The sequence below is a fragment of the Massilistercora timonensis genome, from assembly GCF_048354975.1.
GTDB classification, from domain to species: Bacteria; Bacillota; Clostridia; order Lachnospirales; family Lachnospiraceae; genus Massilistercora; species Massilistercora timonensis.
Map to the genome: position 1 here is coordinate 15,416 of NZ_DBGCJQ010000102.1, position 25,568 is coordinate 40,983.

Here is a 25,568-nt window from a genome sequence, read left to right on the forward strand (position 1 = left end):
TTATCTATTCTACATCAATTTATAGATTTAGGCAATCTTTAATACCTGTGGATAAAGTTATCAAAATGGAAAAAAGGCTTGTTCATTAAAAAGAAGAATGAAAAATTTTTCTTATTCACATATTATCCACCTGAATTAAAATAATTTTCCACATTTTGTGGATAACTAAAAACAGGCAAAAATCAAGAAATTGCTTGACGTACGGGCATTTATTTAATATAATCTAGAATGATGTCTTTAGGAAAAACAGGAGGTGGATATCAATGAAAATGACATTCCAGCCAAAAAACAGACAGAGATCTAAAGTTCATGGTTTTAGACAGAGAATGAGCACAGCAGGTGGAAGAAAAGTACTTGCGAGCAGAAGAGCAAAAGGAAGAAAGAAATTATCAGCTTAGGCCGCATATATGTGGCCTTTTCTTCTCTCAAAATCAGGAGAAATCAAGGGTATGGAATATTCCGGATCATTAAAGAAAAACAGAGATTTTCAGACTGTATATAAAATAGGAAGATCATACGCGAATAAATATCTGGTCATGTATGTAACTGAGAATCATACAGACCGGAACCGATTGGGAATATCCGTGAGTAAGAAAGTAGGGAACAGTATCGTCAGGCACCGCCTGACCAGACTGTTAAGAGAGAGCTATCGACTGCAAGAAGACCGGTTCCAGCGTGGATTGGATATTGTGGTGATCGCAAGAGCAGGCGCAAAGGGAAGAACATATCAGGAGATCGAAAGTGCGCTGATCCATCTGGCGGGTCTTCATAAGATCATAGATTAGAGGTGGCACTGTGAAGAAGATCATGCTTGCATGTATCCGTTTTTATAGGAAATATCTGTCAGCTCTTAAGGGTTACTCTACCTGTAAGTTTTATCCGACCTGCTCTCAGTATGCCCTGGAGGCGATTGAGAAGTACGGGGCTCTCAAGGGAGGGTTGATGGCGGCGTGGAGGATCTTGCGCTGCAATCCATTTTCAAAAGGTGGGTACGACCCGGTTCCTTAATGGAAATATAGTTACGATGGAGGAAGAAAAGAATGACTGGAAGTTTACTGACTGCAGCCAACTGGCCGATCATCGGACAGATCTGTACGCTGCTTGGTAAAGTAATGAACGCGATCTATATGATGCTGGACAATATCCTGACTACAGATCAGGGTCTTGTGGGACTGTCCATCATCATTTATACGATCCTGGTGTATACCTGTATGATGCCGCTTACCATCAAACAGCAGAGGACCTCTAAGATGACCTCTGTGATGAATCCGGAGATCCAGGCAATCCAGAAGAAATACAGAAATAAAAGAGATCAGGCTTCCATGCTGAAGCAGCAGGAAGAGATGCAGCAGGTTTATGACAAGTACGGCACATCTATGATGAGCGGATGTCTGCCTCTTCTGATCCAGATGCCACTTCTGTTTGCTCTCTACCCGGTTATCTATGATATCCAGGATTATATCCCGGCGCTGGAGGGAGCTCCGGCTGCGGTTAATCAGTTTCTGACCATTCCGGATCTTACCATCTCTCCCTGGACCATGATTCGTCACAGTGGGGATTACGGACTTCCGGCCGCGGTGATCATTGTAACGGCCATCCTGCTCCCGGTACTTTCCGCTCTCACACAGTTCGGAAGTATCAAGCTGAGCCAGGCCATCTCCGGAACGGTGATCGACAAGGACAATCCCATGGCGGGAACCATGAGGACCATGAACGTGACCATGCCGCTGTTCTCTTTATATATCGTATTTACCCTGCCTACCGGTATTGGTATCTACTGGATCGTCAGCGCGGTGGTAAGATGTATCCAGCAGATCTTCATCAACAAACATCTGTCCAAGATGTCTGTGGACGAGCTGATCGAGAAAAATAAAGAGAAGGCAGAGAAGAAGCAGAAAAAACGTGGAGAGAGAGCAGAGCGGATCAATGCCATGGCTCAGACCAATACCAAGAGTCTCAGCGCTTCCGCAAGGAAACAGGCTTCTTCCATGAGCGAGAAGGAAAGAGAAGAAAAAGTAGCCAAAGCAAAGGCAAACGCAGATCAGGCGAAAGCCGGAAGCCTTGCAGCGAAGGCGAACATGGTAAAGAAATTTAATGAAAATAAATAAACAAAAGGGGGCTTTTGTCATGGATGAATATATTACCGTATCGGCAAAGACATTGGACGACGCGATCACAGACGCGTTGGTTGAGCTTGGTGTTACCAGCGACCAGCTGGATTACATCGTAATTGAAAAAGGAAGCGCCGGATTCCTTGGGATCGGTATGAAGCAGGCAGTGATCAAAGCCCGCAGAAAACAAGAAGAGCCTGTTGAAGCTGCAGAGCCGGAAGCTGTCGCAGAGGCACCGGTAAAAGAAGAATCGGTAAAAGAAGAGCCGGCAAAGGAAGAGAAACGGGATAACCGGAAGAAGAAAAATAAAAAATCTTCTCATCATAAAGACCACAAGGAGCAGGATGAGCATAGAGAAACCGCTCCTGTAAAGGAAAAGAAAGAAGTTGAACTTGCCCCGGTAGAGGAAGTTACCATGGAAACCTGCAGAAAGTTCGTTCAGGACGTTCTGGAAGCCATGCATATGGAAGATGTTCAGGTAACTGCCAGCGTAGATGAGGAAGGCGCTCTTGCCATTAATATGGATGGAAAGGATATGGGTATTCTGATCGGAAAGCGTGGACAGACTCTGGATTCTCTTCAGTATCTTACCAACCGGGTAGCCAACAAAATGCAGAGCGGTTATGTAAGAGTGAAGCTGGATACGGAAGACTACCGGAGAAGACGGAAAGAGACGCTGGAGAACCTGGCCAAGAATATTGCCAGCAAGGTAAAACGGACCAGAAGGACCGTTGCTCTGGAGCCTATGAATCCTTATGAGAGACGGATCATCCACTCCGCTCTCCAGGCGGATCCGGCGGTAACCACCCACAGCGAGGGAGAAGAACCCTACAGAAGAGTGGTTGTAACCCTGGTAAGAAAATAAAATATACATAGAAAACGGGAACCGGTGATCATCCGGTTCCGTTTTTTAATCCCCTAACAGGAGATTTTTTTGATCATGTTTTTTAGCATCTCACAGCTTTGATCAAACCGGTTTTTCTCCTCTTCGGTAAGATCCAGTTCTTTCAGAGGGGTAGCCCCTTCTTTGGAAATGATACAGGGGATCCCGGTATAAAGTCCGCTCTGACCGTATTTTCCCTTGGGATCTACAGAGCAGGGAAGGATCTTGTGTTCATCTCCCAGGATAGCCTGGATGATCTGGACGGCGGACATGCCGATGCCAAATTCTGTGCTTCCCTTATGAAGGGCGATCTCACATCCTGCAGTAATGGTCTCCTTCTCGATCTGCGCCTTCTGCTCTTCTGTAAGAAGCTGTTCCACCGGAAGGCCGCCGGCTCTCATCTGGGACCAGACGATGGTCTGGCTGTCTCCGTGCTCTCCGATACAGTATCCCTGGATATCTGAAGGGGCAAGGCCGAGAGTTTCCGCTACTCTTGCCCGGAGTCTTGCAGAATCCAGAGCGGTTCCGGTACCGATCACATCGGCGTCGATCTTCTGGCTGATATACCAGGAAATGAGATCACAGGGGTTGGTAAGAACGATCATAGTCCCTTTGAAATGATTTTTCTGCACTTCCGGCAGGATCTGATCGATCACGGCGATAGACCCGGACAGCTCCTGCAGCCGATCTTCATCACAGATCTTGCCGCAGGCGGTCATCACGGCGATATCTGCATCTGCCAGGTCCTCATAACTGCCGCTGCGGATCAGAGTCTGTTTGCCAAGGTAGGGCATCATATCTGCCAGATCCCGGATTTCTCCCCATTCCTTTTTCTTATTATAATCAATGCCAACCAGTTCGTTGGCGATCCCGCTGATGGCGAGGATCTCCATCACATGGGCTCCAAGATGTCCAAGCCCGATCACTACTACTTTTCTCTTCATAGGAGCCTCCTTTATTCCCATCGGGTGCCGATTCCTGCTTTGACGGCGTTGTCATAGATCCTTCTTGCGGCCACCAGATCCTGAGTAGCGACGCCAACAGTTTCAAACACGATGATTTCCTCATCATTTTCTCTTCCCACAAGTTCTCCTTTGATCACCTGTCCCAGATCGCCGGTGAAATCTTCCTTTGTTATGGTGCCCTCTTCAAGAGGGATCAGGATATCGCCGGATTCAGAGAGAACAGCCTCTTCGGAATCAAAATAGAGCTTGCTTGCCCGAGTAAGGATCGCGGGATCCATCTCCTGCATGTGCGGCTGATAGGCGCCAACACAACTGATGGTAGCGCCGGCCTTGATCCTGGAGGCGTCAAATACCGGTTTGGAAGAAGGTGTTACAGTGATCAGAAGATCCGCGTTGTCAACCGCCTGATCAGAACTTTCCACCGGGATGATCTTCGTGCCGTAGGACGCCAGTTTTGCTTGCATCTTTTCTGCAAATGCTTTCGTACGCTCCGGATTTATGTCAAATACTCTTACTTCCTCCAGATCCCTTACAGCGATCATAGCTTCCAACTGCGTGGCGGCCTGTCCGCCGGTACCGATAAGCGCGCCGATCCGGCAGTCTTTTTTGGCAAGCACATCGAAAGCCGCCCCGGAAGCTGCTCCGGTTCGAAGCTGTGTCACATAGGTCCCGTCAAGAACCGCTGTCACAATGCCGGTGGTACCGTCGATGAGAAGCACCTGGGCCGGAGAAGAAGGCTTCCCGTTATCAATATTATGGGGGAAGATATTGATGATCTTCAGGGAGGCAGTGTCCATATCCGCTACATAGGCCGGCATAAACAGGAAACACCCCTCATATTTCGGCGCCTGGATGTTGGTACGAAGAGGCGCGTCGCACTTGCCCTCCACTACCAGTGTAAACGCATACTTGTCGGCTTCGATGGCATCCTTCATGGTAAATACCTTTTTGATGTCTTCTCTTGATAATAACAGCATAAAAAATATCCTCTCTTTCTTCTTATATTTTCAGAACTGGCTGCCCGTGCTGGATATGAACGGACATCAGTTTTCTTACCTGATCTTCTTGATGGGATTCCATCAGGTCAATGATATTACGGTGTTCCTGAAAGGCCTGTTCCCAGTTGTTTTCCAGTTTTCCTCCCAGGATGAGTACACGCTTTTGCAGCAGGGAAATGCTGGTGATCAGCTTCTCAAACCAGATATTTCCGCAGAACTGGCCGATCCTGGTGTGGAACAGACACTCATATTCGATCAGTTCCGCGGTTTTCTGTTCCTGGAATGACTTTTCCTGGAGACGGACGATTTCCCGCAGTTCCCGGCACTGATCTTCGTCTGCGGTTTTGGCGACCATTCCGGCCACTTCTACTTCCACCAGCCTCCGTGCCTCTACTGCGTCCTGGATGTCTTTTTCCGTGATCTTTGCCACGATGATGTTCCTGGAGGGATTGACTTCTACCAAGCCTTCGTATTCCAACTGTTTTACCGCAGTTCTTACGGGGGTGCGGCTAATAGCCAGTTCTCCTGCAAGCTGTTCTTCTGTGAGGATCTGGCCCGGCTGAAATTCTCCGGTAACGATGGCGTCTTTGATACTTTCGTAAGCTCGTTCAGAAAGCGATTTTTTATTTCCGATCTGCGTTAATGGCATATTTTTTCCTCACTTTATAATGTGTATGTATTTGTATACAATTATAGTTTCAGATAAGAATGGTGTCAAGATAGTTTGAGAAAATGATTAACATTTACAATCAGAAGTAAAAAACGTATAATAAGAACATTGAGAGAAACCACACAAGGAGGAATCCCCATGAATGATCCATATTCCGGCACCATCGCCGCGATCTCTACAGGGATGAGTAATTCCGGGATCGGCATTGTCAGGATGACAGGGCCGGATTCCTTTGCCATTATTGATAAAGTATATCAGGGAACCAGGGAGAAGAAACTTTCTTCCCAGGACAGTCATACCATCCATTACGGATATATCTGTGATCAGGGGGAAGTGATCGACCAGGTTCTGGTGATGCTTATGCGGGGGCCTCATACCTATACCGGGGAAGATACGGTGGAGGTAAACTGCCATGGTGGCGTCTATGTGGTAAAGCGTGTTCTGGAGACCATCCTTGCAGCCGGCGCAAGACCGGCCCAGCCTGGTGAGTTTACCAAACGGGCATTCCTTAACGGAAAGCTGGATCTCTCTCAGGCAGAGGCGGTGGGCGATCTGATCGCCTCCCAGAATGAATATGCCCGCCAGAGTTCTGTCAGCCAGTTAAGAGGAAGTGTAAAGAAAAAGATAAGTGAAATTAGAAATAAAATAATTTACCAAACAGCATTTATTGAGTCTGCCCTGGATGATCCGGAGCATATCAGCGTGGATCATTACGGAGAGGAACTTCTTCCTATTATAGAAGAACTCTCCGGTGAGATCCGCCATCTTCTCTCCACCTGCCAGGACGGCAGGATCATAAAGGAAGGGATCCAGACGGTGATCCTTGGAAAGCCTAATGTAGGGAAGTCTTCTCTTCTCAACGTACTTACCGGTCAGGAGCGGGCGATCGTGACGGATATCGCAGGGACCACCCGGGATATCCTGGAGGAGCATATCAACCTGGGAGGGATCTCTCTCAACGTGCTGGACACCGCCGGGATCCGTAAGACAGAGGACGTGGTGGAGAAGATCGGCGTAGATAAGGCGAGGGAATACGCTTCCAGAGCCGATCTTATTATCGCGGTGATCGACGCTTCCACTCCGCTGGATGAAAATGATCTGGAGATCCTTGAGATGACCTGTGACAAGCCCTCGGTGATCCTTCTCAATAAGTCGGATCTGGAGATGGTAGTCACAGAGAAAGATGTGGAAAATGCTATTTATGAATTAAATCCTGCAAGAAATAAAAACGTTTCTACATTCAAAACACCAGTAATAGAGATATCTGCGAAGAAATTACTGGGAATCGACGAATTCGAATCCATAATTAAAGACTTGTTTTTTGCAGGAAATCTTTCATTTAATAATGAGATCTATATTACCAACCTTCGTCAGAAGACGGCGCTGGAAGACGCTTACCACTCTCTTCTGAAAGTAAAGGAAAGTATTGAGAACGGGATGCCGGAGGATTTCTATTCCATTGATCTGATGGCAGCTTATGAATCCCTGGGAAGCATTACGGGAGAAACGGCAGGTGAGGATTTAGTCAATGAAATATTCAGCAAATTCTGTATGGGAAAATAAAGATCATTATGACGTGGCAGTGATCGGCGCCGGCCATGCAGGCTGCGAGGCTGCGCTGGCCTGTTCCAGGCTGGGATTCAAGACCATCGTGTTCACTGTGAGCGTAGACAGCATTGCCCTTATGCCCTGCAATCCCAATATCGGAGGAAGTTCCAAAGGTCATCTGGTGCGGGAAGTGGATGCGTTGGGAGGCGAGATGGGAAAGGTGATCGACCGGACCTTCATCCAGTCCAAGATGCTGAACCGCTCCAAAGGGCCGGCGGTCCACTCTCTGCGGGCTCAGGCGGACAAGAACCGTTACAGCGCGGCCATGCGCCAGGTATTGGAGGATCAGGAGAACCTGGAGATCAAGCAGGCGGAAGTGGTGAAGATCCTGACGGAAGAGGATCAGGTTACAGGCGTACAGATCTACTCCGGCATGGTGATCCCCTGCCGGGCCGTGATCCTGTGTACCGGCACCTATCTCCGGGCCCGGTGTGTCTACGGGGATGTGAGTATGAATACAGGGCCAAACGGGCTTCAGGCGGCCAATCATCTGACGGAATGCCTGAAGGATCTGGGAATCCGGATGTATCGCTTCAAGACCGGGACGCCGGCCAGGATCGACCGGAATTCCGTGGATTTCTCCAGGATGGAGGAGCAGTTTGGCGATGAGCGGGTGGTGCCCTTTTCTTTCACCACAGATCCGGAGGATGTGCAGATCGATCAGGTTTCCTGCTGGCTTACCTATACCAATGAGAAGACTCATGAGATCATCCGGGCCAATCTGGACCGCTCTCCTCTCTTCTCTGGTATGATCGAGGGAACCGGGCCCAGATACTGTCCTTCTATAGAAGATAAAGTGGTGAAATTCGCGGATAAGAACCGGCATCAGGTGTTTATCGAGCCGGAAGGTCTTACTACTAACGAAATGTATATCGGCGGCATGTCCAGCTCTCTTCCCGAGGACGTCCAGTACGCCATGTACCGGACAGTTCCGGGGCTTGAGCATGTGAAGATCGTGCGGAACGCCTATGCCATTGAATACGACTGTATCGACGCCAGGCAGCTCATGCCATCCCTGGAATTCCGCAAGATCAAAGGGCTCTTCAGCGGCGGCCAGTTTAACGGAAGTTCCGGGTATGAGGAAGCGGCGGCCCAGGGTCTGGTGGCAGGGATCAATGCGGCCAGGAAGCTTCAGGGAAAGGAGCCCCTGATCATCGACCGTTCTGAGGGTTATATCGGCGTGCTGATCGACGATCTGGTGACAAAGGAAAGCCATGAACCTTATCGGATGATGACTTCCCGGGCGGAATACCGGCTGCTTCTGCGCCAGGACAACGCGGATCAGCGGCTGACGGAAAAGGGCTATCAGGTGGGGCTGATCAGTCAGGAGCGATATGACCGGTTATTGAAGAAAGAACAATATATCGCCAACGAGATCAAGCGGCTGAATCATACCAATATCGGCACCGGCTCTTCTGTTAATCAGCTTCTGGAGCAGCATGGCAGCACGCTTCTCTCCTCCGGGACTACCCTGGCGGAGCTGATCCGCAGGCCGGAACTCTCCTACGAGATTCTGGCCCCGGTGGATGAAGGACGGCCTCAATTCCCGGCGGATCTTGCAGAAGAGATCATGGAACAGATCAACATATCCATCAAGTACGAGGGGTATATCCGGCGCCAGGAGAAGCAGGTGGAACAGTTCCGGAAGTTGGAGAAAAAGCGGATCCCGGAAGATATTGATTACGACCAGGTAAAAAGCCTGCGTATCGAGGCGGTCCAGAAGCTGAAAGAATACCGTCCGGTGTCCATCGGACAGGCTTCCAGGATCTCCGGAGTCTCCCCGGCAGATATATCGGTATTGTTAATATACCTGGGAGGGGTATATGGAAAGGACAGATAACGTGACAGAGAACAGAATCCAGTTATTAAGGGAAGGGCTTTCTTCCTTCCCCGTGAAACCAACAGACAGACAGCTGCAGCAGTTTCTGGACTATTATGATATTCTTACAGAGTGGAACCAGGTGATGAACCTGACGGCCATCACAGACTATGAAGAAGTGGTGGCAAAGCATTTTGTAGACAGCATCTCTCTTATCCAGGTCACAGATCTGAATCGGGAGATGAAAGTGATAGACGTCGGCACAGGGGCAGGCTTCCCCGGGATCCCATTGAAGATCCTGTTTCCGGAATTGAAGATCACTCTTCTGGATTCTCTGAATAAACGGATCCGATTTTTGAACGAAGTGATCAGTAAGCTGGAGCTGACTGATGTGGAAGCCATCCACGGGCGGGCGGAAGATTTTGCCCGGCAGAAGGAATACCGGGAGCAGTTCGACCTGTGTGTGTCCCGGGCGGTGGCCAACCTCTCTACTCTCTCTGAGTACTGCCTTCCTTACGTAAAGAAGGGAGGATACTTTATCTCCTATAAGTCCGGGGATATTGAAGAGGAAGTAAAGGCTTCCGGGAAGGCTCTTGGCATTCTGGGAGGAGAACTGGAAGATGTGGTGAAATTCTCTCTTCCCGGCACGGATATTGGCAGAGCCTTTGTGAAGATCAGAAAGATAAAAGATACCAGTAAGAAATATCCAAGGAAAGCCGGCCTTCCGGCAAAAGAGCCATTGTAGACGGATCTGCAATGGCTCTTCTTCTTATCATTATTTTGAAAATAAGATCTGTACCTGCTCCAGGAATTTTTCCGGTGCTTCTATCTGGGGTAGATACTTGGTCTCTCCTATGGAAGCAATCTCCACGGAAGGAAGAATGGACCGGTACTCTTCTGCCGCTTCCTGGTAAGAAGGATCTTCTCCGTGAATGATATAGATACTGTTGTTGATGGAACTCAGACAATGCTTAAGATTCACTGTGGTGTAATGTCCCATCTGGCTGGACAGAAGATATTTGCTTATTGCCCCGCCGGAATGAGAGGCTTCATAGTAAGTCTTGATCATCTCTGAAGTTACATTCTCCGGATGGAAGAAATATTCCTTCCGGAACAGAGATTCAATATGGTCTTCCTTTACCAGCATATTGTAAAGGAATGTTCCAAATACAGGAGTATTGATCATCCAGGTCAGAGTCTTACTTCTCTTTCCGGGGATCCGCCCCAGTTCTTTTATATCTTTCGGGTTCACGAAGATCATCTCATCGATAAGAGAGGGATCTGTCTGGCATGCGCCCACCACGAAGGAACAGGATTCTCCGGTGGCGATAATACTGCTCTTCTCTCCGATCACATGTTTGATAAAGTCCTGAACCAGCTGAACAAACATATAATTGGTGTAGGTAATGTTAAGCTTGTCTGAACGTCCGCATCCGGGAAGATCGATCACATATACCGTATTGGTTTTGGAAAGTTCCTTTACGATCTTGTTCCATTCATAACCGGAACTGCATACAGACAGGTCATGGATCAGAAGCAGCGGCGCTCCATCGCCCTGCTTTGTATAATAAACCTTTCCAAATTTCCAGTCATACCAGGTTCCCGGTGGATTTCCAAGAAGATCTCCGACGGTGGCGGACAGGAAGATAAATTTATTTATCAGGTGTATAGTTACGGTGCCAAGCGCAGCCAGGGATGTCCCGGCAGCCAGTTTCTTTTTCCAACTCATAGATTTTCACACCTTTCTTTTTGATAATAAAATCCTTGAAAACATTATACTACAGGACGGCCGCTATATCAAATGTTTCACGTGAAACATTTGATATAATAAAAAAGCATAAAAGGAGGAATGTTTCACGTGAAACATTTAGTACAAACAGAAAAAATATGTTTCACGTGAAACATTTAGTAGATAAGAAAATGAAAAAGTGTTATACTGGGCTTAAGTCAAAAGAAAGGTGATAAAATATGGGAAGAATCATAGCCGTCGCAAACCAGAAAGGCGGAGTCGGGAAGACGACAACAGCCATCAACTTATCATCCTGTCTTGCTGAAAAAGGGAAAAAAGTTCTGGCCGTGGACATGGATCCCCAGGGAAACATGACCAGCGGGCTGGGAGTAGACAAGAACTCGGTGGAGAATACCATCTATGATCTCATCATAGGGGAGTCAAGTATTGACGAAGTCCTGAGAAAAGATATTATGAAGAATCTGGATATTATTCCCGCCAATATAGACCTGTCAGCGGCAGAGATCGAGTTGATCGATGTGGAAGACAAAGAGTATATTGTGAGAAATGTCATCAAGGATATCAAGGACAACTACGATTATATCATTATCGACTGTCCTCCTTCCTTGAGCATGCTGACCATCAATGCTATGACGACAGCCACCTCGGTTCTCGTCCCTATTCAGTGTGAGTACTATGCGCTGGAAGGATTAAGCCAGCTGATCCATACTGTGGATCTGGTGCGGGACCGTCTGAATCCGGAGTTGGAGATTGAGGGAGTTGTATTTACCATGTATGATGCAAGGACCAATCTGTCGCTTCAGGTTGTGGAGAATGTGAAGGACAATCTGCACCAGAATATTTACAAGACCATTATTCCGAGAAATATCCGGCTGGCAGAGGCGCCAAGCTACGGGGTCCCCATCAACGAATATGATCCCAAGTCGGCGGGATCAGAAAGTTATATGCGGCTGGCGGAAGAAGTGATCAACCGGGAGAATGATCAATAATAAGGGGGAATCAATATGGCGGTAAAAAAGAAAGGACTGGGAAAAGGACTGGACAGTCTGATCCCGGATAACCGGCCGGCGAAAGCAGAACCGGCAAAAGAACCGGCGAAAGAAGAAGTAAAGACCGGCGAACAGATGATGAACATCAATATGGTAGAGCCCAACCGGGAGCAGCCCCGTAAGAAGTTCGAGGAGGATGCCCTCCTGGAGCTTTCGGATTCTATCAAGCAGTTTGGCGTGATCCAGCCCATCCTTGTAAGGAAGAGGAAGGACTACTATGAGATCATCGCCGGGGAGAGAAGATGGCGGGCCGCGAAGATGGCGGGAGTAAAAGAAGTGCCGGTCATCGTGAAAGAGTATACCGAGCAGGAGATCGTAGAGATCAGCCTGATCGAGAATATCCAGCGGGAAAACTTAAATCCCATCGAGGAAGCCATGGCCTATAAGAAGCTTCTGGAAGGATTCCACCTGAAGCAGGACGAAGTGGCGGAACGAGTGTCCAAGAGCCGGACAGCCGTCACCAATTCCATGCGTCTTCTGAAGCTGGATGAGAAGGTCCAGCAGATGATCGTGGACGATATGATCTCCACCGGACATGCCAGAGCCCTTCTGGCTATCGACGACCATGAACAGCAGTATGAACTGGCGGTGAGAGTCTTCGATGAAAAGCTGAGTGTCCGGGAAACTGAGAAGCTGGTCAAGGATATCAAGAATCCAAAGAAACCAAAAGAGAAGAAAGTCATTGAACACGCATTTGTCTATACAGATCTGGAGAACCGGATGAAGGAAGTCCTGGGTACCAAGGTAAGTATAGCGGCCAAAGGAAATGGAAAAGGTAAGATTGAGATCGAATATTACTCTGACAAAGAATTAGAACGTATGTTCGATATGATCGTAAGCCTTGGAAAGGAAGATTAAAGATATATGGGAAAAGCATTGAGCTCACTGGGAATTACTCCTGCATTTATCTTTCTGCTGCTTTTCGTTATTCTATTGTTTCTCTTGTACGTTAATGTTACAATGAAATACAACCGTTTAAAGAGCAGCTATATGACGTTTATGCGGGGAAAAGACGGGAAAACTTTAGAAGAGAGCATGAAGGAGCGCTTCGCGGAGGTGGATACGATCCTGAAGGTAACCAAGCAGAACCGGTCCGATATCCGTGAGATTAACCGCAGGCTGGAAGGAAATTATCAGAAACTTGGGATCATCAAGTACGACGCTTTCAATGAGATGGGCGGAAAGCTGAGTTTCGCCCTGGCCATGCTGGACGGCAAGAACAACGGCTGGGTGATCAACGCCATGCACAGCCGGGAAGGATGTTATACCTACGTGAAAGAGATCGTCAAAGGCGAGAGCTACGTAGAACTTGCAGAGGAAGAGGCAGAAGCTCTGGACAAGGCGATCTTCCAGGATCCCTACGAGCTGGAACCAAAGGAAAAGTAAGAGTAAGAGGAGGAAAAGACCATGTTAGACATTAAGTTTGTGCGAATGAATCCCGATGTTGTGAAGGAAAACATCAAGAAAAAATTCCAGGATGAGAAGCTTCCATTGGTAGACGAGGTCTTAGAACTGGATCAGCGGAATAGAGATATTAAGCAGGAAGTAGAAGCGCTTCGTGCAGACCGCAACAAGATCTCCAAAGAGATCGGCGCCTGCATGGCACAGGGCAAGAAGGAAGAGGCAGAGGAGCTTAAGAAAAAGGTTCAGGCCAACGCAGACCGGGTAGAGGCTCTGTCTACTGAGGAGAAAGAGGTAGAGGCACGGATCAAGAAGATCATGATGACCATCCCTAACATCATTGATCCTTCCGTACCCATTGGAAAAGACGACAGCGAGAATGTAGAGATTGAGAAATTCGGCGAGCCGGTGGTTCCGGATTTCGACATTCCGTATCATACCGAGATCATGGAAACCTTCAACGGCATCGATCTGGAAAGTGCAGGAAAAGTTGCAGGAAACGGATTCTACTATCTGATGGGAGATATCGCCAGACTGCACTCCGCAGTGATCGCTTACGCCCGTGACTTCATGATCAACCGTGGATTCACTTACTGTATCCCGCCGTTCATGATCCGCAGCAACGTGGTGACCGGCGTTATGAGTTTCGCGGAGATGGACGCTATGATGTATAAGATCGAGGGAGAGGATTTGTATCTGATCGGAACCAGCGAGCACTCCATGATCGGAAAATTCATCGACTCCATGCTGAACGAGGATCAGCTTCCTCAGACCCTGACCAGCTATTCTCCCTGCTTCCGTAAGGAGAAAGGCGCTCACGGCATCGAGGAGAGAGGCGTATACCGGATCCATCAGTTTGAGAAGCAGGAGATGATCGTAGTCTGCAAACCGGAAGACAGCATGTTCTGGTATGACAAACTGTGGCAGAACACGGTAGACCTGTTCCGCTCTCTGGATATCCCGGTACGGACCCTGGAGTGCTGCTCCGGCGACCTGGCGGATCTGAAGGTGAAGTCCTGCGACGTAGAGGCATGGTCCCCGAGACAGAAGAAGTATTTCGAAGTAGGAAGCTGCTCCAACTTAGGAGACGCCCAGGCGCGCCGCCTTGGCATCCGAGTAAAGGCAGCGGACGGCACCAAGTACTTCGCCCATACACTGAACAACACGGTAGTGGCTCCGCCCAGAATGCTGATCGCCTTCCTGGAGAACAACCTTCAGGCAGACGGCACCGTAAGGATCCCGGAGATCCTGCGTCCGTACATGGGCGGCACGGAGAAGCTGGTACCGAAGAAATAAAGACCCGAAAACGGCAGACGTTTCATAGAATGAGGGAAAGAATATGCATCAATACCTGGACGCCATCGGCTTTCACAACGTAAAGACAAAGAAACAGCTGTATGAGATCCTGACGCAGGTAGAAACAGCATTTACCCAGCATGAACTGATTTCCCAGGAAGAGGGCGTGGACTTCTGCGAATTCCAGAAGGAATACGCCCCCGGGATCGGGATCTCCCTGTGCGGGGACATGGATCTGGATGAATGCTTCATGAGGCAGTATTATTTCCCTTATTTTATTGGAACCGGTGTCACCTCCTACGCGGACGTGGCAATGGAGAAGCGGATCGACCGGGACGCCTACGTGGGGATCTGCGAGGATTTGAAGATTGGGATCAACCTGATCTTTTATCTGCAGAATATGGTAGAATACATGAAGGAACGGCAGATGAGCAAAAGTCAGGTAAAGTACTCCTCCGTTACCCTTTCCGGCCTGTGCCGGGAGGGGACGGTGCTGCTCCCGGTTCGTAAAGACGCTATGCAGGAGCAACAGCAGCAGGAAGAAGTGCAGAATCGGATGATGCTCATAAGCGCTGCCAAAAGCGGGGATCCCCAGGCCATCGAGAGCCTGACTCTGGAGGATATCGACACCTATTCCAAAGTGTCCCGCCGCCTGGTGACAGAGGATGTGTTCAGCATCGTGGACACCTACATCATGCCCTACGGCGTGGAGTGCGACCATTATTCCATCCTGGGCACCATCCAGGATCTTCACACCGTGGAAAACGAGCTTACCGGCGAAGAGCTTACCATCATGAAGATGGAGGTAAACGGCCTGACCTTCGACGTGTGCGTGCCCTCCGCCCGGATCACGGGAGAGCCCGCCCCGGGGCGGAGATTCAAGGGAAATATCTGGCTTCAGGGCCGGATCAATTTCTAAGTAGTGTTTGACAAGGCCCATGGAAATGCAGTATAATTGATGGGCATGAAAAAAGTTCCCTTAGTTAAATGGATATAACAAGCGCCTCCTAAGCGCTAGTTGTGAGTTCGATTCTCGCAGGGAACGTTCGAAAGAAGCAGGATGTTGTGGAAAAAAGAAAACATGATCCTGCTTTTTTGGTATTATAGAAAAGGCAGGAGGGGATTCCTATGCTTAGCGTTTATCTGGGAGAATTAGAGCCGGTCATTTATCATCCGCCGACATATTTCGACAATCAGTATGAGGATGAGTGGATCACAGATCCTTTATCCGTAGAAATGATACGGGATGTAGATAAATCGGAAGTCGTAAGTCCGCATCTGATCGAAAGTCCTGTTCTTGGCCCTGTTTCTGTAAAAGAAATCTCAGGCGGAGTGAAAACACTGATCTTAATGGCATTCGATCAGTCCGGAAAGATTTTTAACGCATCTGCCTGTGGAGATAACTGTGCAAAGTGGATCCTGGAAATTGGCAGCAAGAAAGATCTGACAATTAATTTAAGGCATATCATGGATTTTGGGGAAGGCGAATTTGAGATCAAAATCCTTAATACCAATGAGATCGTCCACAATATGGAGCAGTTTATCAAAGTTGCAGGAGAGTACGTATAGGTGACGGGGAATGAAAGGAAAATATAAGGTTGTTGTGAAGAACAACCGTCTTCATTATGAATTTGAAATAAAACGGAATATTACCATTATCCGGGGAGACAGCGCCACAGGAAAAACAACTCTGATCAATATGCTGCGGCAGGCAGAAAACCTGGGAGATTCAAGCGGAATTGAAGTCGTAAGCAAAGTTCCCTGCAGAGTGTTGGAAGGCGCCAACTGGGAACTGATCCTCGATAATACGGAAGGAACGATCTTTTTCATAGACGAAGAAAATGTCTTTATCACAACAGAAAGATTTGCAGAGAAGATCCGAAATTCAAATAACTATTTTGTTTTGATCACCAGGGAAAATTTATACACTCTGCCATACAGCGTGGAAGAGATCTACGGAATCCACTGTTCCGGGAAATATCATGATACGAAAAAAGCATATCAGCAGCTGTATCGGATCTATTCTAATTATCAGAGTTTGCCGGTGAAACCGGAAAAGATAATAACAGAAGATTCAAATTCGGGGTTTGAATTTTTTAAAGCGGTAGGAAAAGAAAATGGCATCGATTGCGAAAGCGCCGGAGGGAAATCTAACATTTTTCATATGCTGGAGCAGACGGGAGAGAAAGAGATCTGCGTTATAGCAGATGGGGCAGCGATCGGACCAGAGATGGATCGCCTTTATCAATACGCTTCTCGGAGAGATAATATATATCTGTATTTTCCAGAATCCTTTGAATGGCTTATCTTGCGTTCCGGACTGATTGAAGGGAAGGAACTTCAGGATATATTAGAGAATCCGGAAGCGTATATTGACAGCAGAGCGTATTTTAGCTGGGAAAGGTTTTTTTCATATCTTTTGACAGATAAGACCAGGAATACCTACCTGCAATACAGCAAGTCAAAATTGAACGAAGTTTATCTGCATGAAAAGAACCGGGAAATGATCTTAAAAACGATAAAAGGGATAGAATTGTAATGCTAATGTAAATAGTGAAAAAATAGTGTAATTTTAATGAAAAGATATAAGGAGGCTGCGGCCTCCTTTTTTATTTCCTGCTATTTGGTGGCATTTTTATAGGACAGCTTATCCCGTATTCTATCCATATCAGAACAAGAAAGAGGTGGATCGCAATGAAAGGATACAATACTGCAGACGGTTATATGGGATATGTAGACGGAGAATACCTGTTGTTCGCCAGCGAGACGGATTACCGGGAGTGGCTGGAAAGCTAGAACTTGTGATATACTGTCTTTATAAAGGGAAAGGAGGATCCCGCCATGCCCAAGGGAACCAATCAGAAGTTCAAGCTTTACCGCCTGGCCCAGATCATGCTGGAGCGCACAGACGACGACCACTACATCACCATGCCGGAGATCATCGCGGCCCTGGGAGAGTATGAGATCACCGCGGATCGCAAGAGCATTTACTCCGACCTCAAGGACCTGGAAGTACTGGGGATCGAGGTGGAGGGAGAGCCGGCGGGGAAGGGCTATCACTACCACGTGGTCTCCCGGCCTTTTGAACTGCCGGAGTTGAAGCTTCTGGTGGACGCCATTCAGTCTTCCAAGTTTATCACGGAGAAGAAGACCAATACCCTGATCCGGAAGCTGGAGAAACTGGTCAGCCGCTATGAAGCCATGAAGCTGCAGCGGCAGGTCTACGTCTCCGGGCGGATCAAGACTATGAATGAGAGCATTTACTATACGGTGGATGCCATCCACAACGCCATCTCCGAGAACAAGAAGATCCGGTTCCAGTACTATCAGTGGAATGTGAAGAAGGAGATGGAGCTGCGCCGTGAGGGAGCTTACTACTGCGTCAGCCCCTGGGGGCTTTCCTGGGACGACGAGAACTATTATCTGGTGGGGTATGATTCCGAGGCTGGGGAGATCCGGCATTACCGGGTGGACAAGATGCTCCATATCCGGATGACGGAGGAAGCCCGGGAAGGGCGGGAGCATTTCCAGAAGCTGGATATGGCCGATTACGCCAAGAAGAGCTTTGGCATGTTCGGAGGAAAGGAAGAGAAGGTGAAGCTTCTGGTGGACAACAGCCTGGCCGGCGTGATGATCGACCGGTTTGGTAAGGACATCATCATGGTTCCCGGGAAGGGAGAGCATTTTACGGTAAATGTTACCGTCCACGTGAGCAGCCAGTTCCTTGGATGGATCTTCTCTCTGGGGGAGAAGGTGAAGATCCTGGGGCCGGAGGAAGTGATCCAGGCCATGCGCCGGGAAGGAGAACGGCTGACAGAACAATATCGGTAGACGGCATAACACATTTTCCCTGTAATTTCTGGTAATAAAATGCCAGATATGGTAAAATCTAAAGAAGATGGGGTTTTAACCCCGTGAGGGACAGGAGTTTATGGGAAATGCGAAGGATTTTCTCTATTGTGCTGTTATTTATCCTTCTTCTGGCAGGCGCGGGAAGAGATGTATATGCCACAGGAGTGGACGCGCAGGAAGCAGGTCAGGAAACGGACCAGGAAGAGGAACTGACTGAAAAAGAAAAGCGGGAACAGATGTTAAAAGAGATCTATGACATGCCGGTGCAGTCCAACGAGATCAAAGGCTGGCCCAAGGGGCCGGGTACTTACGGGGACGCGGCCATCGTCATGGATGCGGGGACAGGGGCGATCCTGTACGCCAAGAATATTGATGAACATTTCTACCCGGCCAGCATTACCAAGGTGCTGACTGCACTGGTGGCCCTGGAGAACGGGAAGTTCGAAGACCCGGTGGTGGTATCGGAGGATTGTGTGAGTTTCCTGGAGCCGGGGGATTCTTCTATCGGCCTGAAGAAGGGGAATGAGATCACTTTGGAGCAGGCGCTTTATGCCACCCTTCTGGCCTCTGCCAACGAGGCGGCCTACGCGGTGGGAGAGAATGTGGGGAAGAATGCCGGCCACGATTATGCCTGGTTTCTTGAGCAGATGAATGAGCGCTGCCGGGAGCTTGGCGGGACGAATTCCAACTTTGCGAATACCAACGGGCTCCCCGATCCGGATCACTATACCTGTGCAAGGGATATGGCCCTGATCGGAAGCGAGATGTTTAAATATCCGGAGTTTTTCAAGATCGTCCAGACGATGCAGTACGAGATCCCGGCGTCTGACACCTGCCAGCAGCACATTTTCCAGCAGAAGCATAAAATGCTCAATGAGAGCAGCGGGGAATATTATAAATACGCAGTGGGCGGGAAGACCGGGTATACCCCGGACGCGCTGAATACCCTGATCACCATGGCGGATAAGGACGGCATGCAGCTGGTGTGCGTGGTACTCCATACCCAGAGCGGCCATCATTATGGTGACACCAGGAAGCTCTTTGATTATGGGTATAAGAATTTTACCAAGACTCCGGTGGAGGGCAACGAGACTTCACAGGACGTGGGGGAGATCCTGGAGGAAGAAGGGGGCGGCTACGTGCTGCTGCCAAAAGGCGTGGAATTCGCAGATCTTGAGATGGAGCTGGTGCCGGACGACGCCAATGACGGGAAAGCTACGCTGAATTACACTTACGAGGGGACCCTGGTGGGCAAGGCCCGGGCGAAGCTGAGCGATCAGTATATCAGTGAACACAAAGCCAAGATTCAGAAGCTGGATGCCAGTGATGCCGGGAAGGATGAGTCGAAAAAGGGGATGGCAGAGAAGGCAGTGCTGGCCGGACTTTGCGTGGTCTGGGTGATACTGGTGATCCTCTTCGTGCGGACGATCCTTAAGCGGAAACGGCGAAGGAAGCAGCATAGAAGGCATTAGCTGTTAATTGGGGACGTGGTATTTTCGAAAATACCACGTCCCCAATTCATTTTTAATTCGACAAGTGAGTGAAAACCAATTAGAATAGAGGTAAGCAATACGGCTTGGGGATCGTTATGCGGACAGATCATAAGGCCGGGACATACAGGAAGAAGGGATAATATGCAGAACAGGAAATGGCAGGTACTGATCGTAGAGGATGAATACAGGATCGGGATGCTGATCAAGCATCTCATCGACTGGGATGAATATAATATGGAATGTGTGGATGTGGTGGATAACGGGGAATCTGCGCTGCGGATCATCGAGAGAGCAACCCCGGATATCGTTATCACAGATATCCGTATGCCTAAGATGAACGGGCTGGACCTGATCGGCAGATCCCGGGAACTGGGGAAGAAGATCAAATTTATCGTGATCAGCGGTTACAAGGAATTTGAGTATGCCCACCGGGCGCTTCAGTACGGAGTGGATGATTATCTTCTTAAGCCCATCAATAAAGATGAACTCAACAAGGTGATGGACAAACTTCAGAAAGAGCTGACCGCTCAGTACCGGCAGGTGATGGAAGAGCGGGAGCTTCAGGAGACAGTGCAGGAGAGCAGGCAGATCATCAAACGGAATTTTCTGAAGAACATCATTGAACGGGAAGATGAGCTGGAGGCGGAAGCTTCTCATGTGAACCTGGAGGGGGAGATCTACCGGGGCATCGATATCAAGCTGGACTATGTGGACTATAATAAGCGGGATAAAAAGCAGGACAAGCTGACTGTAGAGAGGGTGGTCTCCCTTGTGGAAGGCATCCTCTGGGCAGAGGCAGAGGAGGTGCTCACCTGTGAGAAGGAGAATCTCCATCTCTATTGCTTGTTTAATTACAGTTGTGACCGGTCAAAAAGCATCCGCAGCAGGATCCACGATATCCTGTCGGCAGTGAAGGATTATCTCATGGGATTTGAGCAGTATGAGGTGACCATCGGAGTGGGCACGGAGCGCAGTGAATTCGGGGAGATCCGCTTCTCCATCAAGGAGGCTAACCGGGCGGTGGGGAACCGGATCAAGCTGGGCACCGGACGGGTCATCTATGCGGAATCCATTCCCCGCAGGACAAAAGAAGCAACGCCGGAGCTGACAGAGCAGATCAAAGCGGGGGTACTGGCAGCCATTGAGAGCTATTCCAAGGAGAATCTGGATCAGTGCATCAATCAGATCTACAGCGAGTTCCTGTTGCGGGAGGATCAGGATTATTCTCTGTGTTATGAGAAGGCGGAGTCTCTGATCCAGTTTTTCTTTGAGCATACGGAGAAGCAGGAAGAAGAGTTAAAAGAGATGCGAAAGGAACTTTTATCCAACTGTCAGCACTGTTATACCATCCGGGAACTGAAACACCTTTTGAAGACCAGTCTGGGAGATTATCTGGAAGCCAGCAGGGCGGCGATGGAAGCGGAATCTGCCCGTCCGATCCGCCAGGCGCTCCAGTATATAGAGGACCATTATGCAGAGAAGCTTACGCTGGAAGAACTGGCGGATATCGTGGAGTTGAACGCTGTATATTTCAGTGTGCTTTTTAAGAAGGAAACGGGGATCAATTTCAGTTCCTACCTGGTAAATGTCCGTATGGAGAAGGCAAAGGAGATCCTGTGCAGCACCAATGAGACCATCGCGGCAGTTGCTGAAAGCGTAGGGTATAAGGATTCCAGATATTTTAGTCAGGTCTTTACCAAGACGGTAGGGATCAAACCGGCGTTATACCGGAAACTTCATTCATAGGAGAGAGGCTATGAAGCAGGCAAAAGCAGTAAGAAATTTTCTGATTGGGGAGTCTGTTCTTATCCTTCTGGCGGCAGCTGTGCTGTGGCGGGGGGAAGGAAGGATCCTGGATGCGGGAACGCTTCTGATCTTGCAGGCGGGAATTGTTCTGGGGACGATCTTTCGGATTATCCGCCCCCTGGAGAGTTTTGAGAAGACGCTGGAAGCAGTGACCGACGGGGAGTGGAAAGAGGAAGAATTCGGACAGGTGCCGGCAGAGGTTCCCTATGTAGAGCCAATCCGGGAGGCCATGGAGCGGTATGCCGCATTCCGGACCAGGGAGAATTCTGCCCAGATCTTTAACAAGCAGACGGAGCTTACTGCGCTGCAAAGCCAGATCAACCCACATTTTCTCTACAATACGCTGGAATGTATCCGGGGGCAGGCGCTGATGGATGATAACCTGGAGATCGCCAGGATGGTGGAGGCGCTGGGGGCCTTTTTCCGATACAGTATCAGCAGGAAGGGAAACCTGGTCACACTGAAGGATGAGCTTGATAATATTGATAACTATATGCTGATCCAAAGGTATCGGTTTGGGAACCGGTTTTCCATGGAAGTGATCATCGATGAGGAAGATGAGGAAGCCTATAATTGTCTGATCCCCAGACTTATTATCCAGCCCATTGTGGAGAACGCCATTTTCCACGGATTGGAGGAGCGGCTGGAAGGTGGCCGGGTGACCATCGAGGTGATCGTTACGGAGAAGACTCTGATCATCACCGTGTCAGACAACGGGAAGGGTATCAGCCGGGAACAGCTCAACAAGCTGAATGCGAAGATCCGGTCCCGGAATACAAATCCGGAAGACGGAGAGACAGGGAATCAGAGAAACACAGGCATCGCGCTTCCCAATATCCACAAGAGGATCCAGCTCTTGTTTGGGGAGGAGTATGGCGTAGACATATATAGTACACCTGGCCAGGGAACGGACGTGGAGGTTACGATCCCGGTGAATTATGGCCATGACTGGGAGGCAGAAGATGAAGAGAGAGATACTGAGGATCAGCGATCTGAATTACCGTCATGAGAGAATGCCGGCGCTTGAAAACATTTCTCTGTGTATTCTGGAAGGGGAATGTGTAGGTTTTTTCGGTCTTTCTTATTCAGGAAAAAACTTTCTTGTAAGCCTTCTGACCGGCAAGGTCGAGGGGGCGTCAGGAAAGTTTTCTTTTTCCATTGATGCTCAGAAGGTGGACAGCAATAAAGAGTTGAAAGAAAAGGTGTACCACATGACCGCCCAGAATTATCTGATCGGGGACTGGACAGTGGCGGAATACATTGGACTGGTGGATTCCAGAGGCTTTGGCCTGATCCTGCGCAAGGGAGCGATCGAGGAGAAGGTATCACAGCTTTTTGCTGAACTGGGGTTTGAGATGGATGTATCCCGGAAGCTGAGAGATATCAGTGAGGCCGAGAAGCGGATCGTGGATCTTGTGAAGGCGCTGAACAAAGGAGCCAGACTGGTGGTCATCGAGGATGAGTTTGAAGGGATGGATGCAGAGGACATCCGGCTCTTCCGGGAGACGATGAAGCGGTTGATCGCCGGCCGGATTGCGGTGATCATAAGCAGTAATTCCTACATGGTCATGCAGACGCTTTCGGACAAATATGTGTTTTTCAATAAGGGCCGTATCGTAAAGAAGTGTGCCAGAGAGTCTATCCGGGACAGGGAGCAGCTGGAGGGGTATCTTCTGGGAGATACGCTGTTGTCACTGGAATCTGAACCAGACCGGCAGGCGCCGGAGCATAACGGACGGGAAAATGTGATCTATCGTGTGAAAGGCCTGCGGCTGCAGAGTGGGGAGCAGAGAGATTTTGCTTTTGCAAGGGGAGAAGTGACTACCTTTCTGATCCTGAATGGCCGGGAGAAGGAAGAATTTTTCCTGGCCCTTTCCGGAAGGCGAAGAGATGATAAGACCGTGTATCTCCTGGATGGCATCCGCCTTGAAGCGGCGGGGACAGACCTGTTTGTCAAAAATAAGATCGTTTCTGTTAAAAACATGGGAGGAAGCGAGGAACTGTTTTCCAAGATGACGGTGGAAGAAAATCTGCTCATGCCCTCTCTCAGTAAACTTTCTGCGTGGGATTACATTGCGGCCTCCGGTGGCCTGATGAAGATGGTCTCCAGGGACGGCGGAGCCAAAGATGTGGAGCAGAACACGCTGACGGGAAATCTGAAGATCAATGAGATGATCCGTCTGATCCTGGAGCGGTGGTATTTCTATAACCCCCGGGTATTGGTGCTGTTTGAGCCCTTTATCATGTGTGATGCCCAGGGGATCTCCATTGTGAAGGCCTATATCCGCAAATTTGCCCAGAGGGGAACCGCCGTTATCATTTGCCAGTCCAGGGATGAATATATTGAGGATCTTTCAGACCGGATCCTGCGCATTCGGTGACATCTTAAAATTATCCCCCTTATTCTAAATGTTCTCTCATTGGAGGGGAAATGGCTTTGTTTTATAATAAAATCATTCCAAAGAGAACTAATATCTGGAAAAGGAGGAGAAAAATGAAAAAGAAAATTTTGGCAGTATTGTTGACAGCAGCTATGATCGGAACGCTGGCAGTAGGCTGCTCAGGCGGAAGCGATGAAGGCGGCTCCAGCGAAGGAGGCGGCGGCGCAGCGGAAGATATGACATTCGTCGTAGTTCCCAAGTGCGTACACGCCTGGTTCGATGAAGTAAACAAGGGCGCGCAGAAGCAGGCAGATCTGCTTTCCGAGCAGCTTGGCGTTGAGGTTACCATCGACTATCGTGCACCGGAAGCAGCAGAAGTTTCTGAACAGAACTCCGTATTGGAGCAGGCGGCGGCTACTGAGCCCACAGCGATCCTGATCGACCCCGTTGACTATGATGGAAGTGCAGACATCATCGAGGAGATCCAGGGAAGAGATATCCCGGTTATCCTGTTTGATGCTCCGTCACCGGAAGGAAGCGGACTTACCTCTGTAGGTAATGACTTCGCAGAGCAGGCAACCATCGCCGTTGATATGCTGATCGAAGAGATGGGAACATCTGGAAAAGTTGCAGTTATGCAGGGTGCTCCTACCGCTCCGAACCATGCAGAGAGATATCAGGCACATCTGGATGCCCTTGCTGAGTATCCGGACATCGAAGTGATCGATGGTGGTATCGACAATGATAACGTTGAGACAGCACAGTCTCAGGCAGCAGCCGTTCTGGCAGCGAACCCGGATCTGACCGGATATCTGAACTGTGACGCCTGCGGCGCTGGCGTAGCAGCAGCCATCGAAGAAAAAGGCATGCAGGATCAGATCACATTCGTAGCAATGGATAACCTGATCGAGATCCTTGAGTATGTAAAGACCGGAACTATCACAGCTACATCTTCCACACTTCCTCAGGAGCAGGGAATGTACGCAGTTCTGATGGCATACCAGGCAGCACAGGGAATGTCCCTTCCTGCAATGGTTGACACCGGTATCGGACAGATCACAGCAGACAACGTAGACGAGTGGATCGAGATTGTCAGCGCACAGTCAGAATAAGCGGATTTGAAGAAGTAAGATATTAGTAAAGCGGGGGCTTGTGACTCGGATTTATTCAAGTTGCTCGCCCCCGCTTTTTATGAGGAGCAAGTCTATGAAAATATTAGAAGCGAAAAATATTACGAAAATGTTTCCGGGTGTTGTGGCGCTGGACTCTGTAGATGTTGCTTTCGAACCAGGAGAAATACATGCGATCATCGGAGAGAATGGAGCAGGGAAAAGTACGCTCATCAAATGTCTTACCGGCGTATATGAGCCGGAGGAAGGTGAGGTGCTGATCAAGGGAGAAAACGCGATAAAGAACAAAGCCCTTTTTAATAAAGTCGCGTACGTGCCTCAGGAGATCGACCTGTTTAACTATATGTCGGTTGCGG

Annotated in this window: 26 protein-coding genes and 1 tRNA gene; 23 read left to right on the forward strand and 4 right to left on the reverse strand. The window is 49.0% G+C overall.

Going from position 1 to position 25,568, the window contains the following annotated elements; translation table 11 throughout:
• The first annotated feature begins 263 nt into the window (after nt 1-263).
• The 5 genes from rpmH to jag are packed head-to-tail and all read left to right on the forward strand — an operon-like array spanning nt 264 to nt 2,976.
• The gene (rpmH, locus tag ACML7B_RS09280) at nt 264-398 is read left to right on the forward strand and encodes a 50S ribosomal protein L34 (RefSeq protein WP_106789367.1); all 135 of its coding nucleotides are present in this window, start codon (nt 264-266) and stop codon (nt 396-398) included.
• 51 nt (nt 399-449) lie between these two features.
• Nucleotides 450-785, forward strand: a complete 336-nt coding sequence (rnpA, locus tag ACML7B_RS09285; protein ID WP_106789368.1) for a ribonuclease P protein component — start codon at nt 450-452, stop codon at nt 783-785.
• A 22-nt stretch (nt 786-807) separates the two neighbouring features.
• Nucleotides 808-1,008, forward strand: coding sequence for a membrane protein insertion efficiency factor YidD (gene yidD, locus ACML7B_RS09290; protein ID WP_418540886.1), 201 nt, complete (start codon nt 808-810; stop codon nt 1,006-1,008).
• A gap of 32 nt (nt 1,009-1,040) precedes the next feature.
• Complete coding sequence (gene yidC / locus ACML7B_RS09295) at nt 1,041-2,108, forward strand: membrane protein insertase YidC (RefSeq protein ID WP_418540844.1); 1,068 nt, start codon at nt 1,041-1,043, stop codon at nt 2,106-2,108.
• A gap of 19 nt (nt 2,109-2,127) precedes the next feature.
• Nucleotides 2,128-2,976: an RNA-binding cell elongation regulator Jag/EloR gene (gene jag, locus ACML7B_RS09300; protein WP_418540847.1), complete on the forward strand. Its 849-nt coding sequence runs from the start codon at nt 2,128-2,130 to the stop codon at nt 2,974-2,976.
• A gap of 53 nt (nt 2,977-3,029) precedes the next feature.
• Here jag and ACML7B_RS09305 read toward each other — a convergent pair whose 3' ends face one another.
• From ACML7B_RS09305 to ACML7B_RS09315, 3 genes are read right to left on the reverse strand one after another with little or no spacing between them, the layout of a single operon-like run.
• The gene (locus ACML7B_RS09305; protein ID WP_418540848.1) at nt 3,030-3,938 is read right to left on the reverse strand and encodes a lactate/malate family dehydrogenase; all 909 of its coding nucleotides are present in this window, start codon (nt 3,936-3,938) and stop codon (nt 3,030-3,032) included.
• Between the two features lie 11 nt (nt 3,939-3,949).
• The gene (locus tag ACML7B_RS09310) at nt 3,950-4,936 is read right to left on the reverse strand and encodes an ornithine cyclodeaminase family protein (protein WP_418540849.1); all 987 of its coding nucleotides are present in this window, start codon (nt 4,934-4,936) and stop codon (nt 3,950-3,952) included.
• Nucleotides 4,937-4,958: 22 nt separating this feature from the next.
• Nucleotides 4,959-5,606, reverse strand: coding sequence for a GntR family transcriptional regulator (locus tag ACML7B_RS09315; protein WP_418540851.1), 648 nt, complete (start codon nt 5,604-5,606; stop codon nt 4,959-4,961).
• A 159-nt stretch (nt 5,607-5,765) separates the two neighbouring features.
• On the opposite strand from ACML7B_RS09315, the gene mnmE reads away from it, so the two are divergent.
• Genes mnmE through rsmG form a run of 3 tightly spaced genes read left to right on the forward strand, consistent with a single transcriptional unit; the run spans nt 5,766 to nt 9,799 of the window.
• The gene (gene mnmE, locus ACML7B_RS09320; protein ID WP_418540852.1) at nt 5,766-7,190 is read left to right on the forward strand and encodes a tRNA uridine-5-carboxymethylaminomethyl(34) synthesis GTPase MnmE; all 1,425 of its coding nucleotides are present in this window, start codon (nt 5,766-5,768) and stop codon (nt 7,188-7,190) included.
• Nucleotides 7,156-9,075: a tRNA uridine-5-carboxymethylaminomethyl(34) synthesis enzyme MnmG gene (gene mnmG / locus ACML7B_RS09325; RefSeq protein ID WP_418540855.1), complete on the forward strand. Its 1,920-nt coding sequence runs from the start codon at nt 7,156-7,158 to the stop codon at nt 9,073-9,075. Before mnmE ends, mnmG begins: the two co-directional genes overlap by 35 nt.
• A complete protein-coding gene (rsmG, locus tag ACML7B_RS09330) occupies nt 9,059-9,799 on the forward strand; it encodes a 16S rRNA (guanine(527)-N(7))-methyltransferase RsmG (RefSeq protein WP_418540858.1) in 741 nt (246 codons plus the stop codon). The genes mnmG and rsmG overlap by 17 nt, the downstream gene beginning before the upstream one ends.
• Nucleotides 9,800-9,829: 30 nt before the next feature.
• On the opposite strand, the gene ACML7B_RS09335 is transcribed toward rsmG, so the two are convergent.
• Nucleotides 9,830-10,783, reverse strand: coding sequence for an alpha/beta fold hydrolase (locus ACML7B_RS09335; RefSeq protein WP_418540860.1), 954 nt, complete (start codon nt 10,781-10,783; stop codon nt 9,830-9,832).
• Between the two features lie 239 nt (nt 10,784-11,022).
• Between ACML7B_RS09335 and ACML7B_RS09340 the strand changes: the two genes are divergently transcribed.
• From ACML7B_RS09340 to ACML7B_RS09410, 15 genes are all read left to right on the forward strand, one after another.
• Nucleotides 11,023-11,793 carry a ParA family protein gene (locus ACML7B_RS09340; RefSeq protein WP_418540863.1) on the forward strand — a complete coding sequence of 257 codons (771 nt, stop codon included), beginning with the start codon at nt 11,023-11,025 and terminating at the stop codon, nt 11,791-11,793.
• Between the two features lie 15 nt (nt 11,794-11,808).
• Nucleotides 11,809-12,711 (forward strand): ParB/RepB/Spo0J family partition protein, encoded by a 903-nt coding sequence (locus tag ACML7B_RS09345; protein ID WP_418540865.1) that lies wholly within the window; start codon nt 11,809-11,811, stop codon nt 12,709-12,711.
• Between the two features lie 6 nt (nt 12,712-12,717).
• On the forward strand, nt 12,718-13,239 hold the full coding sequence (locus ACML7B_RS09350) for a DUF4446 family protein (RefSeq protein WP_418540867.1): 522 nt from the start codon (nt 12,718-12,720) through the stop codon (nt 13,237-13,239).
• A gap of 21 nt (nt 13,240-13,260) precedes the next feature.
• Nucleotides 13,261-14,550, forward strand: a complete 1,290-nt coding sequence (gene serS / locus ACML7B_RS09355; RefSeq protein WP_106789379.1) for a serine--tRNA ligase — start codon at nt 13,261-13,263, stop codon at nt 14,548-14,550.
• A 43-nt stretch (nt 14,551-14,593) separates the two neighbouring features.
• On the forward strand, nt 14,594-15,469 hold the full coding sequence (locus ACML7B_RS09360) for a DUF3881 family protein (protein WP_418540868.1): 876 nt from the start codon (nt 14,594-14,596) through the stop codon (nt 15,467-15,469).
• Between the two features lie 54 nt (nt 15,470-15,523).
• Nucleotides 15,524-15,595 (forward strand) — tRNA-Arg (locus tag ACML7B_RS09365).
• Between the two features lie 83 nt (nt 15,596-15,678).
• Nucleotides 15,679-16,119: a DUF4869 domain-containing protein gene (locus ACML7B_RS09370; RefSeq protein WP_346707429.1), complete on the forward strand. Its 441-nt coding sequence runs from the start codon at nt 15,679-15,681 to the stop codon at nt 16,117-16,119.
• A gap of 10 nt (nt 16,120-16,129) precedes the next feature.
• Nucleotides 16,130-17,089 (forward strand): translation initiation factor 2, encoded by a 960-nt coding sequence (locus ACML7B_RS09375; RefSeq protein ID WP_346707430.1) that lies wholly within the window; start codon nt 16,130-16,132, stop codon nt 17,087-17,089.
• A 302-nt stretch (nt 17,090-17,391) separates the two neighbouring features.
• On the forward strand, nt 17,392-18,381 hold the full coding sequence (locus ACML7B_RS09380; protein WP_418540871.1) for a helix-turn-helix transcriptional regulator: 990 nt from the start codon (nt 17,392-17,394) through the stop codon (nt 18,379-18,381).
• Between the two features lie 107 nt (nt 18,382-18,488).
• Nucleotides 18,489-19,874 (forward strand): D-alanyl-D-alanine carboxypeptidase family protein, encoded by a 1,386-nt coding sequence (locus ACML7B_RS09385; protein WP_418540873.1) that lies wholly within the window; start codon nt 18,489-18,491, stop codon nt 19,872-19,874.
• 162 nt (nt 19,875-20,036) lie between these two features.
• The gene (locus ACML7B_RS09390) at nt 20,037-21,641 is read left to right on the forward strand and encodes a response regulator (RefSeq protein ID WP_418540876.1); all 1,605 of its coding nucleotides are present in this window, start codon (nt 20,037-20,039) and stop codon (nt 21,639-21,641) included.
• 10 nt (nt 21,642-21,651) lie between these two features.
• On the forward strand, nt 21,652-22,710 hold the full coding sequence (locus tag ACML7B_RS09395) for a sensor histidine kinase (RefSeq protein WP_418540879.1): 1,059 nt from the start codon (nt 21,652-21,654) through the stop codon (nt 22,708-22,710).
• Nucleotides 22,664-24,082, forward strand: a complete 1,419-nt coding sequence (locus tag ACML7B_RS09400; protein ID WP_418540881.1) for an ATP-binding cassette domain-containing protein — start codon at nt 22,664-22,666, stop codon at nt 24,080-24,082. Before ACML7B_RS09395 ends, ACML7B_RS09400 begins: the two co-directional genes overlap by 47 nt.
• A 113-nt stretch (nt 24,083-24,195) precedes the next feature.
• A complete protein-coding gene (locus ACML7B_RS09405) occupies nt 24,196-25,194 on the forward strand; it encodes a substrate-binding domain-containing protein (RefSeq protein ID WP_346707439.1) in 999 nt (332 codons plus the stop codon).
• A 94-nt stretch (nt 25,195-25,288) separates the two neighbouring features.
• A partial coding sequence (locus ACML7B_RS09410) for an ATP-binding cassette domain-containing protein (protein WP_418540884.1) occupies nt 25,289-25,568 on the forward strand: 280 nt, incomplete at its 3' end.

Excerpts from the sequence above, each read along its gene's own strand:
- rpmH (WP_106789367.1), top strand. The coding sequence starts at position 264 with ATGAAAATGACATTCCAGCCAAAAAACAGACAGAGATCTAAAGTTCAT.
- rnpA (WP_106789368.1), top strand. The coding sequence starts at position 450 with ATGGAATATTCCGGATCATTAAAGAAAAACAGAGATTTTCAGACTGTA.
- yidD (WP_418540886.1), top strand. The coding sequence starts at position 808 with ATGCTTGCATGTATCCGTTTTTATAGGAAATATCTGTCAGCTCTTAAG.
- yidC (WP_418540844.1), top strand. The coding sequence starts at position 1,041 with ATGACTGGAAGTTTACTGACTGCAGCCAACTGGCCGATCATCGGACAG.
- jag (WP_418540847.1), top strand. The coding sequence starts at position 2,128 with ATGGATGAATATATTACCGTATCGGCAAAGACATTGGACGACGCGATC.
- ACML7B_RS09305 (WP_418540848.1), bottom strand. The coding sequence starts at position 3,938 with ATGAAGAGAAAAGTAGTAGTGATCGGGCTTGGACATCTTGGAGCCCAT.
- ACML7B_RS09310 (WP_418540849.1), bottom strand. The coding sequence starts at position 4,936 with ATGCTGTTATTATCAAGAGAAGACATCAAAAAGGTATTTACCATGAAG.
- ACML7B_RS09315 (WP_418540851.1), bottom strand. The coding sequence starts at position 5,606 with ATGCCATTAACGCAGATCGGAAATAAAAAATCGCTTTCTGAACGAGCT.
- mnmE (WP_418540852.1), top strand. The coding sequence starts at position 5,766 with ATGAATGATCCATATTCCGGCACCATCGCCGCGATCTCTACAGGGATG.
- mnmG (WP_418540855.1), top strand. The coding sequence starts at position 7,156 with ATGAAATATTCAGCAAATTCTGTATGGGAAAATAAAGATCATTATGAC.
- rsmG (WP_418540858.1), top strand. The coding sequence starts at position 9,059 with ATGGAAAGGACAGATAACGTGACAGAGAACAGAATCCAGTTATTAAGG.
- ACML7B_RS09335 (WP_418540860.1), bottom strand. The coding sequence starts at position 10,783 with ATGAGTTGGAAAAAGAAACTGGCTGCCGGGACATCCCTGGCTGCGCTT.
- ACML7B_RS09340 (WP_418540863.1), top strand. The coding sequence starts at position 11,023 with ATGGGAAGAATCATAGCCGTCGCAAACCAGAAAGGCGGAGTCGGGAAG.
- ACML7B_RS09345 (WP_418540865.1), top strand. The coding sequence starts at position 11,809 with ATGGCGGTAAAAAAGAAAGGACTGGGAAAAGGACTGGACAGTCTGATC.
- ACML7B_RS09350 (WP_418540867.1), top strand. The coding sequence starts at position 12,718 with ATGGGAAAAGCATTGAGCTCACTGGGAATTACTCCTGCATTTATCTTT.
- serS (WP_106789379.1), top strand. The coding sequence starts at position 13,261 with ATGTTAGACATTAAGTTTGTGCGAATGAATCCCGATGTTGTGAAGGAA.
- ACML7B_RS09360 (WP_418540868.1), top strand. The coding sequence starts at position 14,594 with ATGCATCAATACCTGGACGCCATCGGCTTTCACAACGTAAAGACAAAG.
- ACML7B_RS09370 (WP_346707429.1), top strand. The coding sequence starts at position 15,679 with ATGCTTAGCGTTTATCTGGGAGAATTAGAGCCGGTCATTTATCATCCG.
- ACML7B_RS09375 (WP_346707430.1), top strand. The coding sequence starts at position 16,130 with ATGAAAGGAAAATATAAGGTTGTTGTGAAGAACAACCGTCTTCATTAT.
- ACML7B_RS09380 (WP_418540871.1), top strand. The coding sequence starts at position 17,392 with ATGCCCAAGGGAACCAATCAGAAGTTCAAGCTTTACCGCCTGGCCCAG.
- ACML7B_RS09385 (WP_418540873.1), top strand. The coding sequence starts at position 18,489 with ATGCGAAGGATTTTCTCTATTGTGCTGTTATTTATCCTTCTTCTGGCA.
- ACML7B_RS09390 (WP_418540876.1), top strand. The coding sequence starts at position 20,037 with ATGCAGAACAGGAAATGGCAGGTACTGATCGTAGAGGATGAATACAGG.
- ACML7B_RS09395 (WP_418540879.1), top strand. The coding sequence starts at position 21,652 with ATGAAGCAGGCAAAAGCAGTAAGAAATTTTCTGATTGGGGAGTCTGTT.
- ACML7B_RS09400 (WP_418540881.1), top strand. The coding sequence starts at position 22,664 with ATGAAGAGAGAGATACTGAGGATCAGCGATCTGAATTACCGTCATGAG.
- ACML7B_RS09405 (WP_346707439.1), top strand. The coding sequence starts at position 24,196 with ATGAAAAAGAAAATTTTGGCAGTATTGTTGACAGCAGCTATGATCGGA.